This window comes from Halorhabdus rudnickae (genome assembly GCF_900880625.1).
Taxonomy (GTDB): domain Archaea; phylum Halobacteriota; class Halobacteria; order Halobacteriales; family Haloarculaceae; genus Halorhabdus; species Halorhabdus rudnickae.
Map to the genome: position 1 here is coordinate 909,710 of NZ_CAAHFB010000001.1, position 18,728 is coordinate 928,437.

22 protein-coding genes are annotated in these 18,728 nt (G+C 61.7%); 8 read left to right on the forward strand and 14 right to left on the reverse strand.

The window, feature by feature from the left end; translation table 11 throughout:
• Positions 1 to 12 precede the first annotated feature (12 nt).
• Both BN2694_RS04515 and BN2694_RS04520 read left to right on the forward strand, forming a co-directional pair.
• Entirely contained in the window at positions 13 to 1,023 is a 1,011-nt protein-coding gene (locus BN2694_RS04515) for a transcription initiation factor IIB (protein ID WP_135663004.1), read from the forward strand.
• 89 nt (positions 1,024 to 1,112) lie between these two features.
• Entirely contained in the window at positions 1,113 to 1,436 is a 324-nt protein-coding gene (locus tag BN2694_RS04520; protein WP_135663006.1) for an FUN14 domain-containing protein, read from the forward strand.
• 407 nt (positions 1,437 to 1,843) lie between these two features.
• Here BN2694_RS04520 and BN2694_RS04525 read toward each other — a convergent pair whose 3' ends face one another.
• From BN2694_RS04525 to BN2694_RS04545, 5 genes are all read right to left on the reverse strand, one after another.
• A complete protein-coding gene (locus tag BN2694_RS04525; protein ID WP_135663008.1) occupies positions 1,844 to 2,764 on the reverse strand; it encodes a hypothetical protein in 921 nt (306 codons plus the stop codon).
• A 194-nt stretch (positions 2,765 to 2,958) separates the two neighbouring features.
• Positions 2,959 to 3,684, reverse strand: a complete 726-nt coding sequence (locus tag BN2694_RS04530; protein ID WP_135663011.1) for a ribosome assembly factor SBDS — start codon at positions 3,682 to 3,684, stop codon at positions 2,959 to 2,961.
• Between the two features lie 157 nt (positions 3,685 to 3,841).
• Positions 3,842 to 4,690, reverse strand: a complete 849-nt coding sequence (psmA, locus tag BN2694_RS04535; RefSeq protein ID WP_135663014.1) for an archaeal proteasome endopeptidase complex subunit alpha — start codon at positions 4,688 to 4,690, stop codon at positions 3,842 to 3,844.
• Positions 4,691 to 4,692: 2 nt separating this feature from the next.
• On the reverse strand, positions 4,693 to 5,172 hold the full coding sequence (locus BN2694_RS04540; protein WP_135663018.1) for an Rpp14/Pop5 family protein: 480 nt from the start codon (positions 5,170 to 5,172) through the stop codon (positions 4,693 to 4,695).
• Positions 5,169 to 5,801, reverse strand: a complete 633-nt coding sequence (locus BN2694_RS04545; protein WP_135663022.1) for a class I SAM-dependent methyltransferase — start codon at positions 5,799 to 5,801, stop codon at positions 5,169 to 5,171. Before BN2694_RS04545 ends, BN2694_RS04540 begins: the two co-directional genes overlap by 4 nt.
• Positions 5,802 to 5,918: 117 nt before the next feature.
• On the opposite strand from BN2694_RS04545, the gene BN2694_RS04550 reads away from it, so the two are divergent.
• Complete coding sequence (locus BN2694_RS04550; RefSeq protein ID WP_135663025.1) at positions 5,919 to 6,812, forward strand: hypothetical protein; 894 nt, start codon at positions 5,919 to 5,921, stop codon at positions 6,810 to 6,812.
• Positions 6,813 to 6,818: 6 nt separating this feature from the next.
• Here the strand turns inward: BN2694_RS04550 and BN2694_RS04555 are convergent, their stop codons facing one another.
• The 3 genes from BN2694_RS04555 to BN2694_RS04565 form a co-directional block, all read right to left on the reverse strand.
• On the reverse strand, positions 6,819 to 7,523 hold the full coding sequence (locus BN2694_RS04555) for an RNase P subunit p30 family protein (protein WP_135663028.1): 705 nt from the start codon (positions 7,521 to 7,523) through the stop codon (positions 6,819 to 6,821).
• Between the two features lie 86 nt (positions 7,524 to 7,609).
• Entirely contained in the window at positions 7,610 to 8,041 is a 432-nt protein-coding gene (locus BN2694_RS04560; RefSeq protein ID WP_135663030.1) for an RNA-binding protein, read from the reverse strand.
• A gap of 4 nt (positions 8,042 to 8,045) precedes the next feature.
• Positions 8,046 to 8,273: a DUF1918 domain-containing protein gene (locus BN2694_RS04565; protein WP_135663032.1), complete on the reverse strand. Its 228-nt coding sequence runs from the start codon at positions 8,271 to 8,273 to the stop codon at positions 8,046 to 8,048.
• Positions 8,274 to 8,427: 154 nt separating this feature from the next.
• Between BN2694_RS04565 and BN2694_RS04570 the strand changes: the two genes are divergently transcribed.
• Positions 8,428 to 8,988 carry an NUDIX domain-containing protein gene (locus BN2694_RS04570; protein WP_135663034.1) on the forward strand — a complete coding sequence of 187 codons (561 nt, stop codon included), beginning with the start codon at positions 8,428 to 8,430 and terminating at the stop codon, positions 8,986 to 8,988.
• A gap of 320 nt (positions 8,989 to 9,308) precedes the next feature.
• Here the strand turns inward: BN2694_RS04570 and pyrI are convergent, their stop codons facing one another.
• A complete protein-coding gene (gene pyrI / locus BN2694_RS04575) occupies positions 9,309 to 9,767 on the reverse strand; it encodes an aspartate carbamoyltransferase regulatory subunit (protein WP_135663036.1) in 459 nt (152 codons plus the stop codon).
• Positions 9,764 to 10,681: an aspartate carbamoyltransferase gene (gene pyrB, locus BN2694_RS04580; RefSeq protein ID WP_135663038.1), complete on the reverse strand. Its 918-nt coding sequence runs from the start codon at positions 10,679 to 10,681 to the stop codon at positions 9,764 to 9,766. Before pyrB ends, pyrI begins: the two co-directional genes overlap by 4 nt.
• 125 nt (positions 10,682 to 10,806) lie before the next feature.
• Between pyrB and BN2694_RS04585 the strand changes: the two genes are divergently transcribed.
• Positions 10,807 to 11,436 (forward strand): RAD55 family ATPase, encoded by a 630-nt coding sequence (locus BN2694_RS04585; protein WP_135663040.1) that lies wholly within the window; start codon positions 10,807 to 10,809, stop codon positions 11,434 to 11,436.
• A gap of 112 nt (positions 11,437 to 11,548) precedes the next feature.
• Entirely contained in the window at positions 11,549 to 11,824 is a 276-nt protein-coding gene (locus tag BN2694_RS04590) for a hypothetical protein (RefSeq protein ID WP_135663042.1), read from the forward strand.
• A gap of 130 nt (positions 11,825 to 11,954) precedes the next feature.
• On the opposite strand, the gene BN2694_RS04595 is transcribed toward BN2694_RS04590, so the two are convergent.
• The 4 genes from BN2694_RS04595 to BN2694_RS16980 all read right to left on the reverse strand — a co-directional run bounded on the left by BN2694_RS04595 (position 11,955) and on the right by BN2694_RS16980 (position 16,245).
• On the reverse strand, positions 11,955 to 12,926 hold the full coding sequence (locus BN2694_RS04595; protein WP_135663044.1) for an FKBP-type peptidyl-prolyl cis-trans isomerase: 972 nt from the start codon (positions 12,924 to 12,926) through the stop codon (positions 11,955 to 11,957).
• Between the two features lie 190 nt (positions 12,927 to 13,116).
• Positions 13,117 to 13,305 carry a hypothetical protein gene (locus BN2694_RS04600; RefSeq protein WP_135663046.1) on the reverse strand — a complete coding sequence of 63 codons (189 nt, stop codon included), beginning with the start codon at positions 13,303 to 13,305 and terminating at the stop codon, positions 13,117 to 13,119.
• Between the two features lie 332 nt (positions 13,306 to 13,637).
• Positions 13,638 to 16,061 carry an amino acid permease gene (locus tag BN2694_RS04605; RefSeq protein ID WP_244605358.1) on the reverse strand — a complete coding sequence of 808 codons (2,424 nt, stop codon included), beginning with the start codon at positions 16,059 to 16,061 and terminating at the stop codon, positions 13,638 to 13,640.
• Positions 16,054 to 16,245, reverse strand: a complete 192-nt coding sequence (locus tag BN2694_RS16980; protein ID WP_167879920.1) for a hypothetical protein — start codon at positions 16,243 to 16,245, stop codon at positions 16,054 to 16,056. Before BN2694_RS16980 ends, BN2694_RS04605 begins: the two co-directional genes overlap by 8 nt.
• Positions 16,246 to 16,864: 619 nt before the next feature.
• Here BN2694_RS16980 and cyaB point away from each other — a divergent pair.
• Both cyaB and BN2694_RS04615 read left to right on the forward strand, forming a co-directional pair.
• The gene (cyaB, locus tag BN2694_RS04610) at positions 16,865 to 17,410 is read left to right on the forward strand and encodes a class IV adenylate cyclase (protein WP_135663050.1); all 546 of its coding nucleotides are present in this window, start codon (positions 16,865 to 16,867) and stop codon (positions 17,408 to 17,410) included.
• Positions 17,411 to 17,469: 59 nt separating this feature from the next.
• Positions 17,470 to 18,675, forward strand: coding sequence for a methionine adenosyltransferase (locus BN2694_RS04615; protein ID WP_135663052.1), 1,206 nt, complete (start codon positions 17,470 to 17,472; stop codon positions 18,673 to 18,675).
• Positions 18,676 to 18,728: the final 53 nt, after the last annotated feature.

Consider the following 18,728-nt stretch of genomic DNA (forward strand, 5'->3'; position numbering starts at 1 on the left):
GTCCCCCCCATCATGAGTGAAACGACGACTCCCCTGTACACCCGAGAAGGAACGAACGAAACATCAAACGACGAGCGCGAGCGAACCGAACCCGAAGCGGAGAGCGAGAACGAACAGACCGAGACCCACGTCTGTCCGGAGTGTGGCGGAACATTGCAATCGGACTCCGAGCGGGGCGAGACGGTCTGTAGCGAGTGTGGCCTGGTCGTCGAAGAAGACGAAATCGACCCCGGCCCGGAGTGGCGCGCTTTCGACGCCAAAGAGAAAGACCAGAAGAGCCGCGTCGGTGCCCCCACTACCAACATGATGCACGACAAGGGGCTCTCGACCAATATCGGCTGGCAGGACAAAGACGCCTACGGCAACTCGCTGTCCTCGCGACAGCGCGAGAAAATGCAACGATTGCGTACCTGGAACGAACGCTTCCGCACACGTGACTCCAAAGAACGCAATCTCAAACAGGCCCTCGGCGAAATCGACCGCATGGCCTCCGCCCTTGGCCTCCCCGAAAACGTCCGCGAGACCGCGAGCGTCATCTATCGCCGCGCCCTCGACGAAGACCTCCTGCCCGGTCGCTCCATCGAAGGCGTCTCGACGGCCTCCCTCTATGCGGCCGCCCGACAGGCTGGCGTCCCGCGGAGTCTCGATGAGTTCACGCGGGTCTCCCGCGTCGAGCGCATGGAACTGACGCGAACCTACCGGTACATCGTCCGTGAGTTGAATCTGGAGATCAAACCCGCCGATCCCGGGAGTTACGTCCCCCGCTTTGCATCGGACCTCGACCTGCCCGAGGAGGTAACCAACCGGGCCCGGGAGTTGCTGTCGGGAGCCCGCGAGAACGGAATCCTGAGCGGGAAGAGTCCGGTCGGCCTGGCGGCGGCCGCGATCTACGCGGCAGCGCTTTTGTGCAACGAGCGAGTCACCCAAAGCGACATCTCCAACGTCGCGAACATCTCCGAGGTCACCATCCGTAACCGATACAAGGAGTTGCTGGAGGCCGACACCGACGACGAGCAGCCGTAGTCGTCGGCGACGCAACGTACCGACAACGAACAGCGATAATCTCCAACGACGCCACAAAAGCCTTAACCGCCGGTCGTGACGGATCCGGTATGGTGGAATTTAGCCTGCCACAGATCGGTCTCGAACTGGGGGGCGGTGCGCTCATCGGTGCCGTGATCGGCTTCGCGGCCAAGAAGCTCGCAAAACTCATCGCGATCATCATCGGTCTCGAACTTGCGCTGTTCAAGTTCCTCGAAACCCGCGGCATCCTGAGCGTCAACTGGGACGCTATCGGCGGCGCAGCCGGCAACGCGACGGCGGCGGCCGGAGACGGTGGATCCCAGGTCAACGGTTACCTGATGAGCCTGCTCGCGACGCTTCCGCTCGGGGCCGGCTTCACCGGCGGCTTTCTGTTAGCCTTTAAGAAAGCCTGAGCGGACACAGGCCGAGATAAAGAAAGTCAACAAATAGGAATCACAGCGCCAATGAATTTTATTAATAGTTTGAACTAGATTAGAATCCAATAATATACAATGGAGAGATTGCATTTAATATTGGAGATACTACGAATCCGCACTCAGAGGTCTGGAAACCAGTCCATTTGGGGTTTTAGCGGGTATCGGCGGATATTCATCACGATATAGTACAAGTAGATCCCGCGCGGACGGCGCGAGGACGGTTCCAATCAGAACGGCTGTGACGACGATCCCGTAGGTCGCCAGGGATTACCCCGTCGCACCTTGTGTCAGTTGACATGCTAGCAACACTGGCTGGCAGTCTGACGAACAAAGAATGGATTCATTTCGGAGATTCTGAACGAAAGACGGGGTCGAAAAACCCTTTAGACCGTGCCGTCGGTCTCAGAGACGGCGTCGACCGGGAGTTCGAACAGCCGTGTGCCACAGTCCACACAGGAAACTGTGGCGACCTCGTACTCGTGACAGCACGATGTCGTCGTCTCGGTGTCGAAAGCGGTCCGGCCCGCACAGGCCGGACAGCGATCGAGGTACAGTCGCAGTCCCCCGGCAAGTTGACTCCGTTCGGCAGCCGAGAGACGTGCCCACGCGTCGGCGCGTTCGGCCAGGACGCGACAGGCCGCCAGATCGGCGACCAATGCCGGCCGGGACTCCCACTGGGCGAGCAGCCGATCGTCCCGATAGACCCGCACCGCCCCGGACGTTTCCTGTACCGAAACGTCACCCTCGACGGCGAAGACCGAAGTGATCACCGCCGAGAGTGGTTTCTCACCGATAGACTCGATCTCGCGATGCCAATCTTTTCCGAAGGTCTCGGCGAGTTCGAAATCCTCGCGAGACTCCGCCGGACGGAGCGCACCAAGTTCGCGGAGAAGGCCCTCGACATCCAGCTCCGAGTCGGTCCCGGCAGGTGCCCCGCTCTCAGGGTCCGCTTCGCCTACCCGCCGATCACGCCGAGATACCTCGACAGCTGCCTCCGCGGCTCCCGGCGTAGGATCCTTGCCGAACCAGCGGAGGACCCGTCCCGGCAGGTACCGCTTCGTGAGCGTCGGGGTTCGGGGAAGCAGGTACCCACGGAGCCAGATCTGGACGCCACAGACGACGAGGATGGCGACCTCGACGGCGAAAGCGAGCCACAACGATCGATCGAGGGTGAGCAGTCCCACGAAGGCGATCATCCCGATCAGCAGGGCAAACATAGCGTTGACCACAGTACACGCCAGACATCGGTTCTCGCCTGTGTATTCCGGCTTGCGATACCGGTCGACGATCGACAGGGGAACCATTTTGGCGGGATAGACAGCAGCTACCTAATTAATCCTCCGGACCGTTCATCGGGTCCAGAGGGCAAGTGCCGTCGCAAACGAGTCATTACGCGTCTGAACGAGCGCCACAGATTCGGCCGGAAAGAGCAGCGCAGGCCAAGCGGAAGCGAATCCACAGCGCACCCACACTCGACATAGCGGGGTCGTAACCGTCCTCAGCGCGTTTTGATGTCGTCTTCGTCTTTGATGATGCGAGTCTCGGCCTCGCCGCCGGAGACCTCGTTGGCGAGTTCGTAGAAGTCGTTCTGTAAGCCCGCCGGGAACGTCACCACGCCGACCCAGGAGCCGTCAGCCTGCCACTCCTCGCGTTCGAGATCGCCGAACTCGCGGATCTTTGCTTGCCCACTGCCCGCGTTCTCCGCCGGGAGTTGCACCGCCACGGTCACTTCGTCGAAGCGAATCGGGATCACGGGCCGCAGGGCTTCCAGGGCGTCCTCGACCTGGTTCTCGACGGGTTCCATCGGATCGACCTGGAAGCCGGCCTCTTCGAGGGCGTTCTCGATCCGGTCGGGCGGATGCGGGGCGTCGTCCATCTGCGGGTTGACAGCGTTGCGTGTGATCCGCTGGACGAGTTCGCGGTGCTTGCGTTCCTGCATCTCGCGGCGCTGCTCGGCGGTGATCTGGATCTCGCCCTCGCGGACGACCTCGGGGATGATCTCGAGTGGATCGGTTGTGTCGAAAACCTCCTCCAGTGCGTTCTCCGGCGGTCGGTCCCCCCGAGAGGCGTTCTCGAAGACGTCCTCAGCAGCGATGACGTCCTCGAGTTCGCCCTCGAAATCGCCGCGTTTGATCGCTAAAGCCGCGTCGGGATCGAGCAGTACCTCGAAACGCTCGCCGTGAGATTCCAGGCGAGCCGTCACAGCCTCGTCAAGCGATATCATGCCGAAAGCTACAGGATCCCAGGACAAAGGTGTTTCCGAATACTATGAACGGACGCCAAAACCGATGGCACGCGCGTCCTCAGAAGCGTCCCGGCGTGTTGTTTGACTCGGGCCATTCGTCCGCTGACTCGTCACTCTCCGCGTCGTCCGACCCGGGTCACTCGTCGTCCGACTCGTCGGTCTCTTCGTCCGCTGACTCGTCACTCTCTGCGTCGTTCTCGTCGCCGTCCGCACCTTCCGACTCATTACCCTCCGCGTCGTCCGACTCGTTTTCCTCGGCGAGTATATCGAGGTCCTCGAGATAGGACTCTTTCTCGTCGTCAGTGAGTTCGTGGAACTGAGCGTCCTCGACGCCGATGGTGGCGACGCCGATGCCGACCGGCGCGAGTTCGTCGTCGTTGACCGAGGCCAGCGCCGAGAGAGCCACCTTGACGCCTTCCTCAAGGCTCATTCCCTCGTCGTAATGGTTCTCGAGATACTCCCGGATATCACCCCGGTCGGCACCGACAGCCAGGGCCTTCCACTCGTAGGGCGTCCCCGACGGGTCGGTCTCGTAGAGGCGGGGCTCGCCGTCGCTGACGCCCGCGATGATGAGCGCGACGCCGAACGGTCGGGCACCGCCGATCTGGGTGTACTGCTGGATGTGGTCGGTGACCTCCTTGGTGAGCGTTTCGACGCCGATTGCCTCGCCGTACCGGAGCTGGTTGATCTGGGCCTGTCGGCGCGCGAAGTCGATGAGCTGGCGGGCGTCAGCGACGTGGCCGGCGCTGGCGATGCCGATGTGATCGTCGGCCTTGTGAATCTTCTCGACGCTCGATCGTTCCATCAGCGGCGAACGGATCCGTTTGTCGACCGCCAGGACGACGCCGCCCTCCGTCCGGACGCCGATGCTTGCGGTCCCGCGCTTGACGGCCTCTCTCGCGTACTCGACCTGATAGAGTCGGCCGTCGGGAGAGAAGATGGTGATGCCGCGGTCGTAGGCCTGCTGTTGGGTTTGCCCTTGCATAGTTACGAGATATCACGTTGCGTCGCCCCGACGAACCCCTCGCCGACTCGCACGTCGACGCGGCCGTCTCGACTGTCCGCAGGCCGCTTGGCGCCCTCGAAGGCGACGTCGCCGTGCTCGATGGCTTCCCCCGGCCCTCCTAAATACTTTTCCTCACAGGCGCGTACGGTGCCGCTGACGCCCCGAACGCGCAGTCCGATCGGATTCCCATCGATCGCGTCAAGACACGTCAGCACGGCACGGGCATCGCTCTCCGCCCCTCGGCGCGTCCGGACGACCGCCGAGGCGGTCCCATCGGTGTAATCGAACCGCACGACCGAGAGATCGGTTTCGGCGGAGCCGACATCGCCAAGCAGGTTCTGGGCGGCGAACCAGAGGTGACGCTGGAAGTCCCGACGGTCGATCGCGGCACCCGGCCATGTTTCGATACCGACCGCGAGGTATCGCCAGCGCTGGCGGACGTGCTTGGGCAGCGGGTTCATGCGCTCTCGCTCTCCGGGGGTTCCGAGCGCTCGGCGACGAGGACGCCCACCTGCTCGTGAACGGGTTCGACGGCCGTCAGGGCGAAGCCCGCGTCGGTCAGCGCGTCGGCGAGGATCCCGACGGTCGCCGGGTCGTCCACTTCCGGCGAGTAGAACGGTTCGTCGGGATCGGCCTCCCCGAACAGCATCACGTCCCCGAGGACGAACCGGCGGGGTTCGAGCCCGGCGATCGTCTCGATGGCTTCGCGCTTGGCGTCGTCGTCGAGGTGATGCATCGCGAAGTTCGAGACCACCACGTCCACGGACCGATCGTCGGGGACGTTCGGCTCGCGGAACCGCCCCTCACCGAACGTGACGGACTCGATCCCGCGTTCTGTGGCCTTCTCTCTGGCCTGTTCGAGCATCCCCTCGCTGATGTCCCGGCCGATCACGTCCCCATCCTCGTCGGCCAGCGCGAGCGCGATCGCCCCCGTTCCGGTTCCGAGGTCGAGCACGACGTCACCCGGTTCCGGCGCGGCGTGCTCGATCACGAGGTCGGCGGCCGCGCGATACTCCGGCGTCCCGTTCTCGTCGTAGGAGTCGGCCGCCCGATCGAAGCGGGCAGCGTGATCTTCCACCGATCGTTTCATACCGGACCGTTGCGGACCGAGCAGTATCAAGGCCTCGGGACGACTTGGGTCTGTGCCACCCTACACTGACCCGCGACCACCGGAACGCTGAATGGGCCGGTCTCCATTGGCCAACGCATGGAGTCACGCCACTTCTACGGGACGACGTTCGGACTCGTCGGCGCGGTGCTTGCGGTCGTGCAGGTGAGCCACGCCGTCGAGCAGACCGACGTAGCGATCGCGATCGCCGTGGACGGCGTCCCGTTTGCCCTGCTCGGACTCTCGCTTTCGTTCGTGGGCTACTGGCTGGCGACCCACCCGGCGTTCGAACCCGACTTGCCCCGGATCGCCACCTGGGCACTCGGCGGCACCGTCCTGTTGGCGGCGGTGGCGGCACTGATACTGTTCAGTCAGCGCGTCGCAACGGGATCGCCCGGCCGGATCGCTTACGTCACCATCGATAGTGTAACCGTCGGGGCCGTCGCTGGAACGGTCGTCGGTCTCTACGACGCACAGGGCCAGCGCCACCTGCGGGAGCTAGAACGCGAACGCGACCGGACGGCGGCGTTCGCACGCAAGGCCGCAGATCTCAACAACTACGGCCGGGCGCTGGCCCAGGCCACCACCGTCGAGGAAGTGGGCGCTTACTGCATCGAAGGGCTCTCGGCGTTGCTCGATCACGACGAAACGGCGTTCGTCGAGGTGGACGCCGACACCGAACACGTCACGAGCAGTACTGTCACGACCGTCGAGGACGGGACGCTTCGATCGCTCGCCAGGACGGCTGCCGAAGACGACACTGTCGTTTCCCACCGGGAAGATGAACTCCCGGAACCGACGGCGTCGGTGCTCACTGTCCGTCTGGAGAGCACGGCGTCGACGACCGGCATGCTGATCGCTGTCGGCGAGGGGACGGAACCGCTATCGACGGAGGACGAACAGTTGCTCGAACTGCTGGCGTCGCACGCCAGCATGGTGCTCGATCGGATCTACCGGGAGGAATCCGGCGGAGTCCTCGAGGAGCAGCACTGATCGGCCTTACTCGGAATCGTCATCTCGACCACGTCTGACGCCGGGTTCGACGAAGGCATCGCTCGCCCGGTCGCGGTTCCGCGTCGCAATATCTCCCCACGCCGAGAGTCCGGTTTCGACCCACGCCGCCGTGTAGCCCAGCGCCTCGCCGACGGCCACCAAATCCCGCGGCGCCCGCAACTGGAGGTGACTGCTCGGATCGCCGCTGACGACGTAGGGGGCGTCGTACTCCACCAGCAGATCGTGCAGTTTTCCCAGATCCCGAAGCGCTTCGACACGTCGCCCGCCGTCGCTTCGCAGAACGTCCCGGAGGGACCACTCCAGATGGACGCCATTCTCGGCGGCTGTCTTCACCGTGACGTGATCGACGTCACCATCACCGGCCAGCGGGTGAGCGAGAACGTCGACGGCCGGTTGTTCGACGGCGAATCGGTTCATGTCGGGATCGCCACCGTGGACCGCGACCAGCGTCCGGCGGTCCCGGTGGTTGCCGACGAACCCGCTCGCCCGAGAAGGATCCTCAGCCCGGATCTCTACGCCGTCGACGACATCGATCCCGTAGGTGTCCGCGATCCCCTCCCGATCGTCGTCAGGGAGGGCATCGCCGTGGTTGCGGATCACCAGGCCGTCGAAACCGTACTCGGCGGCCGTCAGGGCGAGTCTGGCGACGGTGCTGTCGCCGTCCGGTCGCGCGTGGACGGCAGCGTACATCACAGTCTCCCGTGCTCGTCCATTAGAGACCCTCGCGTTCGTGTATCATGATTCCACGATCCCGTCCATCACAGTCCTCACCGCCGTCACAGTTCTTCGAGCGTCTCCCGGACGTGTTCGATCGCCCGGTCCTTCTCGGCGGGATAGGCTTCGACCTTTCCCCGGAGCGTGATCCCGTCGCCGCGTTCGACGCGCCCCTCGAAAGCGGCCTGTTTCGAGAGCGTCAAGAAGAACGAACAGTTCTCGTCGACCCGCTCGTCGAGTTCGCCGAGCAGTCGTTCTCGCTCGTCTGCTTCGAGCGACGCTACTTTCGAAAGGACGTGTCTCACCTCGTCGGCCCGTTCCAGCCGCGTCGACAGCACCAGGATCCGATCACCGTGATGGCCCTCGGTCTCGACGCGCTCGACGGGCGCGTCTTCGGGGAGGAACGTCCGGAGTGCGTCCTCGACGCGGGCCTCGTCCTCGGTGGCGTAACAGAACGTCCGCAGGTCGACGTAGTGGAACGGTACGGAAGCCATCCGGTCAGGCGTCGGCCTCTTCGTCCTCGTCCGCCTGTTCGTCCGCCAGATCCTCCTCGGCGGCCTCCAGGGAGTCCTCGGGAACGCCCTGTTCGCGGCCGTCCTCGAACTCGACGGTGTAGGTCGCGTCGCCAAACATCGTCTCCATGATCTGGGTGACCCTGCCCGTCTCGCCGTCGTACTCACTGTGCTCGTCGTGAAGCGTGACCGCATCGTCTTCTTCGAATGCCATGTGGCCTGCTACTGGACTGGCGACTAAAAAACGACTGATTCGGGTGTCGAAGACTTATGCCGGAGACAACCGAAGGGGAACGTATGATTCCCCCGACCAGCGACACCGGACCCGCGGATCGCGTCGGAACGCTTGCCCGGCCGAACCTGGACGGATGACCGTCGTCGACAACCTGTGGTATCGCGCAGAGGAGGCCCAGCAAGCGGCCGAACAGACCCATCACCGCCTCCTTGAGGATGCCGAGAGTCCGACGGCGTTTACCCGGACGCGGTATATCTCTCGCCCCCGCTTCGAGACGATCACCGATCGGATCTGTGAGAACGGCCTCCCCTACGGTGCCCACACTGTCGTCCACGACGGGGAGCGACTGCTGTTGGTCCGCCACGAGGCGGTCGGCAAGTGGGTTCTCCCGGGCGGTGAGGTGAACAACGGGGAAACGTTCCGGGAGGCCGCCGAGCGCGAACTGCGAGAAGAAGCGGGCATCGAAGGGACCTATCGCGGGGTGGCGCTGCTCGGCCGAGTGGAGTTCTACTGTGACGAGTACGAGACGTGGGGCGTGCTCCCGATCTACGAGGCCGAAGCAGCGGAGACGACGCTGACCGTCGAAGACCCCGACGCCGAGATCACCGACGCCGACTGGTTCGAGTCGCTCCCGGAGGATACACGTGATCGAGACGTACTGACGCAGTGGCGTGATCGCAATCTGGCGGAGTGAATGTACTGACGCAGTGGCGTGATCGAAATCTGGCGGAGCGAGCAGCCGAGAAACGGGATAGCGCTCGCTACCAGACAACAACGAAAACGGGGATAGATCCCCAACCGACCCCCACCAGCGGGCCGTTCGCGCGCCGAAACGCGGATACTGTACGATAGATTGCGGGGACTACCTCTGGACCTTCTTGGCAGCCGCCACGGCGAGGGCGGCGACCAGCAGGACGACCAGAACTTTCTTCTTGGACATCAAGTGGTCGTTCAATCTAAACGGACAAAAACTTTCTTCCTCCCGTCCCGGACAGGACCGAAACCCGCGGCAGGTCACTCGATCAGTTCGGCGATGTCGTCCCGGACGATCGTCTCGCAGTACCGACAGCGAACGCCGTCCTCGAGGACGTCAAAGCGTGAATCGACGGGTTCGTTCGCAGTCGTGATACAGTTGCGGTTCGGACACGAGAGGACACCAACGACCTCCTCGGGACGATTGACTCGATGCTTCTCGACGACTTCGAACTCCCGGATGATGTTGATCGTCGCCGCCGGGGCGATCAACGAGAGCACGTCCAGTTCGGCCTGGCTCAACTCCCGGTCCTCGACCTTGACGATGTCCTTGGTTCCGAGGCGATCGCTCGGGGCGTTCATGACGATTGAGACGGTGTCACCATCTCCGCCCTCGATACCCAGAATCGAAAGGACGTGCATCGCCTGGCCGCCAGTGATGTGATCGATGACCGTGCCCTCGGGGATCTTGCTGACGCGGAGTTGCTCGTCTGAACTCATGCCGTCTCACCTGCAAGCAAGAGATCGAGCAGCGCCATTCGAACCGGCACGCCGTTGTGAGCCTGTTCGAAGAATGTCGCGTGACTCGTCTCGTCGATGTCGTGACCGATTTCGTCGACGCGGGGGAGCGGATGCAGCACGGTCAGATCGTCGTCGGCCCGTTCGAGCGTACCAGCGTCGATCTGATACTCGCCGGCCACCTCGCGGTACTCACTCTCGTCCGGGAACCGTTCCTTCTGGATGCGTGTGACGTACAGCACGTCGAGGCTGTCGAGGATCGGTTCGAGGTCGGTGTGTTCCTGAATCGTCGCGCCCTCCTCGTGGAGGTCATACCGGACGTTCCGCGGGATTTTGAGGCTCTCCGGGCTGATGAAGTGCTGGCGGGCGTCGAAGTTGGTGAGGGCGTGAGCCAGCGAGTGGACGGTCCGCCCGTACTTCAGATCCCCCATGATGCCGATCGTGAGATCGTCTAGCCCCGCGTTCTCCCGGATGGTGTAGAGGTCAAGGAGCGTCTGGGTTGGATGCTGTCCGGCCCCGTCCCCGCCATTGAGCAGTGGCACGTCGACGAACTCGCTGGCCATCGTCGCCGAACCCTCGCTCGGATGCCGTAAGACGAGCGCATCGGCATACCCCTCGACGACACGAATGGTATCGGCGAGACTTTCGCCCTTCTCGACGCTTGAGTATTCGACGGGCCCCATGTCGACCACGTCCCCGCCGAGGCGCTTGATCGCGGCCGTGAAACTCATCTTCGTGCGCGTGCTCGGCTCGAAGAACAGCAACCCAAGTAACGCTCCAGGGTGTCGATCCCTGAATGCCGCCTGGTCTTCGTCGATCTCGGCGGCGCGGTCCAGCACCTCCTCGATATCGTCCCGGGAGAGCTGTTTGGCGCTGATGATGTGATCGTGACGCATCGATCCCAACCCCGCTCTCGGGACTCTTGAATCTCTCGGGATGGCAATCACATTCGAGTGAATTTTTCTCCCGCTGTCATTCCGGAATGTTTAATCTGGTGGACTCCAATGTAGTAAGATGACACATGGCCGATCGGCTCCGGACTGGGATCGACGTTCTCGATCGGAAACTGGATGGGGGGATACCGGCCGGGAGTATCGTCGTGTTGAACGCGACGCCCGCCAGCCAGGCAGAGCTATTCCTCTATGAGTTGACCGCGACGCGCGGGACGCTATATCTTTCGCTGGACCGTTCAGAGCAGGCCATCAAGGACAGTCTCGACCAGTCACCGACAGCGACTGGGCAACCGACGGTCCGGCACGTCTCGGGGGAGGCCCCGCTGGACAACGCGGGTAAACTCGTGAGCGCACTGCCGGAAACGTCGAACCTCATCATCGACCCCCTCGATGTCCTCGAAGAACAGGAACCGCCTTCGCGATTTCGCAGCTTCATGAACGACCTCCAGAACCACATCTTCAACACCGGGAGCCTGGCCGTCCTCCACTGTCTGGACGGGCGTGGAGTTCCCCCGCTTCGGGACACGACTGAACACTTCGCGGACGTGGTCTTCGAACTCCACACGACGATCAGCGGCGACGAGGTGGAGAACCGCATGGCCATCCCCAAGTTCCGCGGCGGCCGTGCGCCCACCGACGTTATCAAACTCGATTTGGCCGAAGAGGTCAGCATCGATACCAGCCGCGACATTGCCTGACGCCAGTCAGGTGGCGTAGTACCGTTTATCAGATGGTGGGGCGCTGGTATCTCAGACACGAGACCACTGCCACGGGCACAGAGACTAACTTTTCAGCTCACCGAGAGACCGTATGGAAGTCGACAGCGACGCGATACTCGAACGAGCCTGGATCGAGCACCGCGATCCGACGACGGCGAACGTCGACGAGCCGATTTGGGTTGCCCAAGACCCGGAAAGCGACTGTCTCGCAGTGGGGAGTGTCCGTCCGGAGGCCGAAGGGAACCTGATCGCGGTCGTGGCCGAATATCGACAGGGCGAGGAAGGAACGCCGCTGATGAAACTCAAAGGGGAAACAATGCCACGCCCGACCGCTGCTACCGGGTCCTCGTTGTTCGATCTGTTCTGATCGTCTGTTGATCGAACAGAGAACGCTGTCGGAAGGCCGAACGGCTGTCTGAATGAGTAGCGCGACAGAGTAGGTACGAACCAAAGAGCTTTCGGGTCCGACAGAAACGTCGGCCCAATCCTGGCAGTCGTCAGGCCCCGTCCTCGACGTCGAGTTCCTCGGCGAGTTCGTCGGCGTCGACGTCGGCGTCTTCGAGCGCGGCTTCGAGGTCGCCGCCGCCGGCACCGCCCATACCGCCCATCATACCGCCCATGCCACCCATCATGCCGGCGCCCTCGCCCAGCGTCTCCTGGACGATGACGCGATCGACGCCGAGCAGCTCGACGAACTGCTGGGCGATCTGCTGTTTCTGGAACATCCACTGCTGGTTCATCGACAGCTGCGGGGTGGCCTCGATGTACAGCGTGTCCTTCTCGACCTCGACGGTCTCGGTGACCGGCCCGTCCTCGTCTTCGTCTGTCTCGTCCGCTGCGTCTTCGAGATCGTCGGCGTCCTCGACGATCTGCTCTTCTTCCTCGACGTCGGTCTCGAAGAAGACCTCAAGCTCCATGCCGAGCATTGTCTCCAGCAGGTTCTGGGCTTTGGCCTCTCGATCGTCGACGACATCGATAATTTCGTACTCGTACTCGACATCTTCGCCCGCAAGCGGGTGGTTGAAGTCGACACGAGCGCGCCCGCCGATGATCGTCTCGACGTGGCCGTGCTCACCGTCGACATCGACGTGCGCGCCGGGATAGCGGTCGTCCTCGGGGATCTTCTCGGCGCTGATAGTCTGGACCTCTTCGTCGTCGTACTCGCCGAAGGCTTCAGTGGCGGAAACGACAACCGAACCCTCGTCGCCGACCTCCTTGCCGATGATGTCTTCCTCGACGGGGTCGAAAATGTGGCCCTCACCGATGACGATCGTCCGCGGTTCGAACTCTTGATCCTCGCCGACTCCTTCTTCGTCGGCGATCTCCTGGCTGGTCGTGTCCACGAGGTCGTCGCCTTCGACTGTTCGGGCGGTGTATTCGAGCGTGACGAACTCCCCGTCCTGGAGGCCCGTCGCGTCGTCCTGACTCGCTTCCTCGTCGGCCGTCTCGGCCTCGGAATCGTCGCTCATACCGGAAGGGAGTCCCGTTTCACTCTTAAGGACAACGTTTCGGTCCCACCGGAACACAGAGTCGAGCCGTGTACGGACTCTATTTAAATATTAGAAGATTGGTATTTTCTGGCCCGTCCGCAGTCACTGCAGGTGATAGACCTATCGTTCAATTCACCCTCTCTGTGGACTGGTTTGAGAACCGTCTATGTTACAGTGTATCGGCACGAGCGTGGCCGGAATCGGTGATCGACGGATGGGAATTCGACTCCCCTTGGACGATCCGGTACGTCTGCGCCATCGCATGGACCGGACCGACGGCTACTGTCTCGACGATCGGGTTCACCCACAGACCGACGGTCGTCACCAGCGCTGTAAGAATGACTGGCGGCACGAGCACAGGAATGTCACATTGTGTGCTAGTCCGAATACCAACATCACAGCCTCGCCTAGTCGTCCCGTCAGTCGGTATGCCAAGAGACACGAGGTATAGGAGTTGTCAGATTCACTCCCGTTCGCCAGACTGCGTCTGGTGGGCAACCAGAATCGGACGGATTCTGGTGACATCCTCAAAACGCGAAGCCTGTTGTAGGAACGAGACGCAAAGCGTCTCGTCAATACCATAACCGGTAGATTCTCCCCTTGGAGCAAGATATCCCCCTGCAAGCGCCCACCTAACGATCGGTTCGGCGTACCAAACTCGTCAGGCCTGGACGGTCGAGGCTTAACCACTTACTCTCCAAGGTGAGTTGCTTTGGCGCCTTTGCCTACCCATTTTCTGACGAGCTGCTTCAGGGCTGACTTGACCGGCCGGCGCTTGCGGACCATCACGACTTCACCCTCGAACTCTTCACCCACGGTCTCAGGAACTTCTCCGAACAGCACACGACGGAGGATGCCTTCACCCGCTGCACCGACGATGATCGATTCGAATGCTCGGTCGCGAGCGTACGTAAGAATCGTCCCTGCAATGTCGTCGCCTTCTTCGACGGCGATATCGACGTCGATGTCCGATTCGGCCAACGCGTCCTGTCTGTCGGAGAGGGTCGACCGAGCAACATCAGCATCACCATCGCTGACGACATTAAATAGCGTCACGTCGGCACCGGCTGCCGCGTATGCGGCTGCAAACTGTTCTGCGAGGACCGAGTTGAGACCGCCGGCAGTCGGCACGAGTACGTGCCCCGGTTGCGGAGATCCGTCGGTCTTCAATACTGCAACGTCACATTCGGCGTTTTGAACGACCGTATCAATATTCGAGCCCAGTGCGTAATCGGAGACGCGCTTGCGCTGGCCCCGCCATCCCAGTAACACGAGATCGCTCTCTCGTTGGTATGCGACGTTATTGATACTCTTTGCAATGTCGTGGCCGATCGTCACGGTTCGATGCACGGGGATGTCATCGGGTGCGTACTGCATCGCCTCGTCGAGGAGTTCACGCTGCTCTTCTGCGTATCGACGGCCTTCGGAAAGCGGCGTCTGGTCGGGAACCGTGGCGACGCTCGTGAGGAGGACCTCGCCGTCGTTGTGCCGAGCCACGGCACTGCCAGCGCGGATGAGCTGCTCGGCGTGGTTCGGATTCGCAATCGGAATCAACACCTGGTAGCCTCGATCCTCGGGTGCCCGCTCTTCCGTGATAAGCCGTGTTTCTTCCTCCGCCTCAGTCTCCCGTACCCGGCCCCGTGAATAGAGGAAGAAGATACCGACACCGACGAGAATCCAAGCGATGGCGCCGTACCACGCGAGCGGACTGTAGTTGAACAGATAGACTGCGAGGGCGAGCTTCGTGAGAATGCCGATGATGGGGACGTACGGGAAATACGGCATCACGTAGCCGTAGTCGATCTGGTCGCCCCACTTCCGCCGAATGACAATGGCCGCGTAGTTCACTTGGAGGAACAACAGGAGGAACATCACGTCGGTTGCGGCCGCGACAGCCTCAATCGGAAGTGCGACAGCCATGAAGATGATGAGTGCGCCAGAAAGCGCTGTTGCAATGTGGGGCGTCTGTTTCTCTGGATGGACCTCGCTGAATGCGTCAGGGAGAACGTGATCACGACCCATCGCGAACGAGACGCGAGTAGAGGAGTACGTCGTCGCATTGAGTGCCGAGAGCGTCGAGAAGACACCAGCGACCAAAATTACGAGTGTCCCGTACGGCATTATCTGACCGGCCGCACGCGCAAGTCCGAGTTCACCGAGGTGACCGAGGATCTCCCAGACTGCGGCGGCTTCGGCGCTACCCGGAATTGGCGGGAGGTTCGTCGCACCGTGGGCGCCCGACGCCGCTCCCTCTTGGGCGAGCGAAAACAGACCGGGCGTGACCTGGACGGCCCCAATGAGAACGATAGCCACCAGCATATAGATAGTGACCACCACGGACATGGAGTAGAAGACCGCCTTCGGCACCGACTTCTTCGGATTGACGACCTCCTCGCCGGATTGGACGATAATCTCGTACCCTTCGAAGGCGATGAAAGTCAGACCCATGGCGATGAAGACGCCACCAAAGTCACGAGGAAGGAACGGCTTGAAACGGTCGGTCGCTTCGGCGGGATTGCCGAAGATATAGCCGAAACCGAACGCGATGAGGACGATAATGACCGTGATCTTGACCATGGTCACGATATTTCCAGCGAGGCCGGTCTCCTTGGCGCCGCGGAAATTAATGTACGCGAACAGTGCTCCCGCGAATACGGCGAAGAGCTTCTCCGGGCCGAAGGAGATAAACAGGAGATCAACGGGCTGGAACAACTGAATGCCGAAATAGTCAGTTAACAGCAGGTGGACGAACGCACCGAACCCGAGCGTATACAGCGAGCCAGCGACTGCGTGAGCGAACCACGACATCCACCCGGCGAGAAAGGCCTGTGAGCGACCGAGTGCTTCTCGAACCCAGAGGTATCCCCCACCGGCTTCTGGAATCGCGGAACCGAGTTCCGCATAGACCATGCCCGTGAAGATAGTGATGAAACCGTTGAACGCGAAGGCCATCACAAGTCCGGGACCCGCCTGCCCTGCTGCCAGTCCCGTCAGCACGAAGATCCCGGCACCGATCATCGCACCGATGCCGATCATCGTAATATCGAATAGGGAAAGGTCCCGAGCAAGTTCCTCGTCGTGGCTGTGGCCCGGGAGTCCGCCGTCGTCACTCACGGGAATCACCACTGTTTTCCTTTGTGAACGGACCTTTATCGTACTCCCCGTCAGCGATTTTGTCCACGACATATTTGCCGTGCACTACGGTACCTTGAAGTCCTATCCATGCAAGTAGCGTGAGGACGGCCCCGATAGTCAGCACCGATACCATAATTGCCTGCCTGCCACTATTTTTGTCCATAGCATAAATTTTGGCACCCAGTTTTTGCTACCCAAATAAAATAGCAATATATTTTTCTAAACGAATTGCAGGGATACTAGTCTCAGATGAGAGTGAACAGATGACCGCGGTGATTCCCCGAGATAGCGAGTGTTAATGTTGGGTGTCGGCCGTACTTCCGGTATGGACCACCGTGTGGGTGAGGTCGATAAGCGCATTCTTATTACCTAACACAGGATGCGCGGAATACACAGGCGCCGCCGATCGTAGAAATGGGGGTATTACTGCGACGATCGAAATCGGATCGACCAACTCGAAAAACAGGGTATCCTCTGAAGAGTATGGTCGAATGGCATTGTGATCGGCATACAGTGCGGTGGCTATTCCACCTGCCCCTGACCCGGTCTCTATGACATCTGATATGTAATCTTAATCCATGGGTACGTACTCGACGATGGGTCAAATCACCACCAAGCCGATCCGACCCTGGAGACAAGTGGACTCCCCTTTTCGCCACGATCACCGATTTTGTCATCGACAAACAGGTGGTATGTGTAGTGGCAAGGAGGCCTATCAACTATATATCTGAAAATAGGGCTTCAACAGAGCCTTTTTGTCGTACACTGCGCTCGTCTCGGGCATGTTCGAGGTAGAGATCAAGGTCCGGGCCGACCACGCGACCGTCCGAGAGGCACTCGTCGATGCGGGAGCGAACCCCCTCGGGACGATCCGACAGGTGGACACCTACTACGAGGCCCCGCACCGGGATTTCGCCGCGACCGACGAGGCGCTACGGATTCGCCGGGAGCATCGCCACGGCGAGACGACGGTGAAACTTACTTACAAGGGCCCAAAGATCGACACCGAATCCAAGACCCGCGAGGAAGCGGAGACGACGGTCGGCGACGGCGAGACGGCCGACGCGATCCTCCGGGGACTCGGATTCGAACCCGCCGCGACAGTCGAAAAGGAACGCCATCGGTACAGACTGGATGAATACACCGTCACGCTCGACGACGTGACCGATCTCGGAGAGTTCGTCGAGATCGAGACGGACGTCAAAAGCGAGGACGCCGTCGAAGACGCCCGGGAAAAACTACAGTCGCGGCTTTCGAACGTCGGACTCGATCCCGCTGAAAGCATCCGGACCTCCTATCTCGGCCTCCTGCTTGATGCTTCTGAGTAATCGTTTGACTCTCGAAGGTTTCCGTAAGTTATAGACTCCGTGGCGGGCAAGGACTGGTAATGACCGATCGGAACATTCGCGTCTCGCGGGCGAGCGGACGGGCAGTCGAGGACCAGCGGGTCGAAATCGTCGAACGCAAGGGATTGGGCCATCCGGACTCGATCTGTGATGGGGTAGCTGAACGCGTTTCACAAGCGCTCGCCCAGGCGTATCTGGATCGGGTCGGTCGGGTCTTACACTACAACACCGACGAGACGCAACTCGTCGCGGGGACGTCCGCGCCGGCTTTCGGCGGCGGCGAGGTGATCGAACCGATCTACCTGCTGCTCGTCGGCCGCGCGACCAAAGAGTTCCAGGGCCAGCGCATCCCGACGGACACCATCGCCCTCCGGGCCGCCCGCGAGTACCTCGACGAAACGTTCCCGCACCTCGATGTCGGCTCGGACGTGATCGTCGACGTTCGACTGGGCGAGGGTAGCGGCGACCTGCAGGAAGTCTTCGGCGAGGATGGCGCGGCCGTACCGATGGCCAACGACACTTCCTACGGGGTCGGCCACGCGCCGCTGACCGAGACCGAGCAGATCGTCTTGAACACCGAACGGCGACTCAACGGCGAATACACGGACTCGCATCCGGAGATCGGTCAGGACATCAAGGTCATGGGCAAGCGCGAGGGCGAGCAGATCGACGTGACCGTCGCCGCGGCGACCGTCGACGCCCACGTCAACGACATCCACGAGTACCGGGATGCCGTCGAAGGCGTCCGGGAGTACGTGGCCGACCTCGCCGCCGAGTACACTGATCGCGAGGTCAGCGTCCACGTGAACACGGCAGACGACTACGAGGAGGGAGCGATTTACCTCACGACGACCGGCACCAGCGCCGAACAGGGGGACGACGGGTCGGTCGGTCGGGGCAATCGGGCAAACGGCCTCATCACGCCGAACCGTCCGATGAGCATGGAGGCCACCAGCGGGAAGAACCCGGTCAACCACATCGGGAAGATCTATAATCTACTCAGCACGGAGATCGCTCACTCGGTCGTCGAGGAGGTCGAGGGCATCAAGCAACTCCAGGTTCGGCTGCTCAGCCAGATCGGCTCGCCGATCGACGATCCCCACGTCGCCGACGCGACGATCATCACCGAGGACGGAGTGGACGTAGCCGATGTCGAAGACGATGTGACGGCCATCATCGATGAGGAACTCGCAGACATCACCGGGATCACCGAGCGCGTCATCGACGGCGAACTCTCGACGTTCTGACGCGCCGGGGAGACCCCTTCTTGTCCATCGGTCGCTGTCGAAGGCTGTTTACT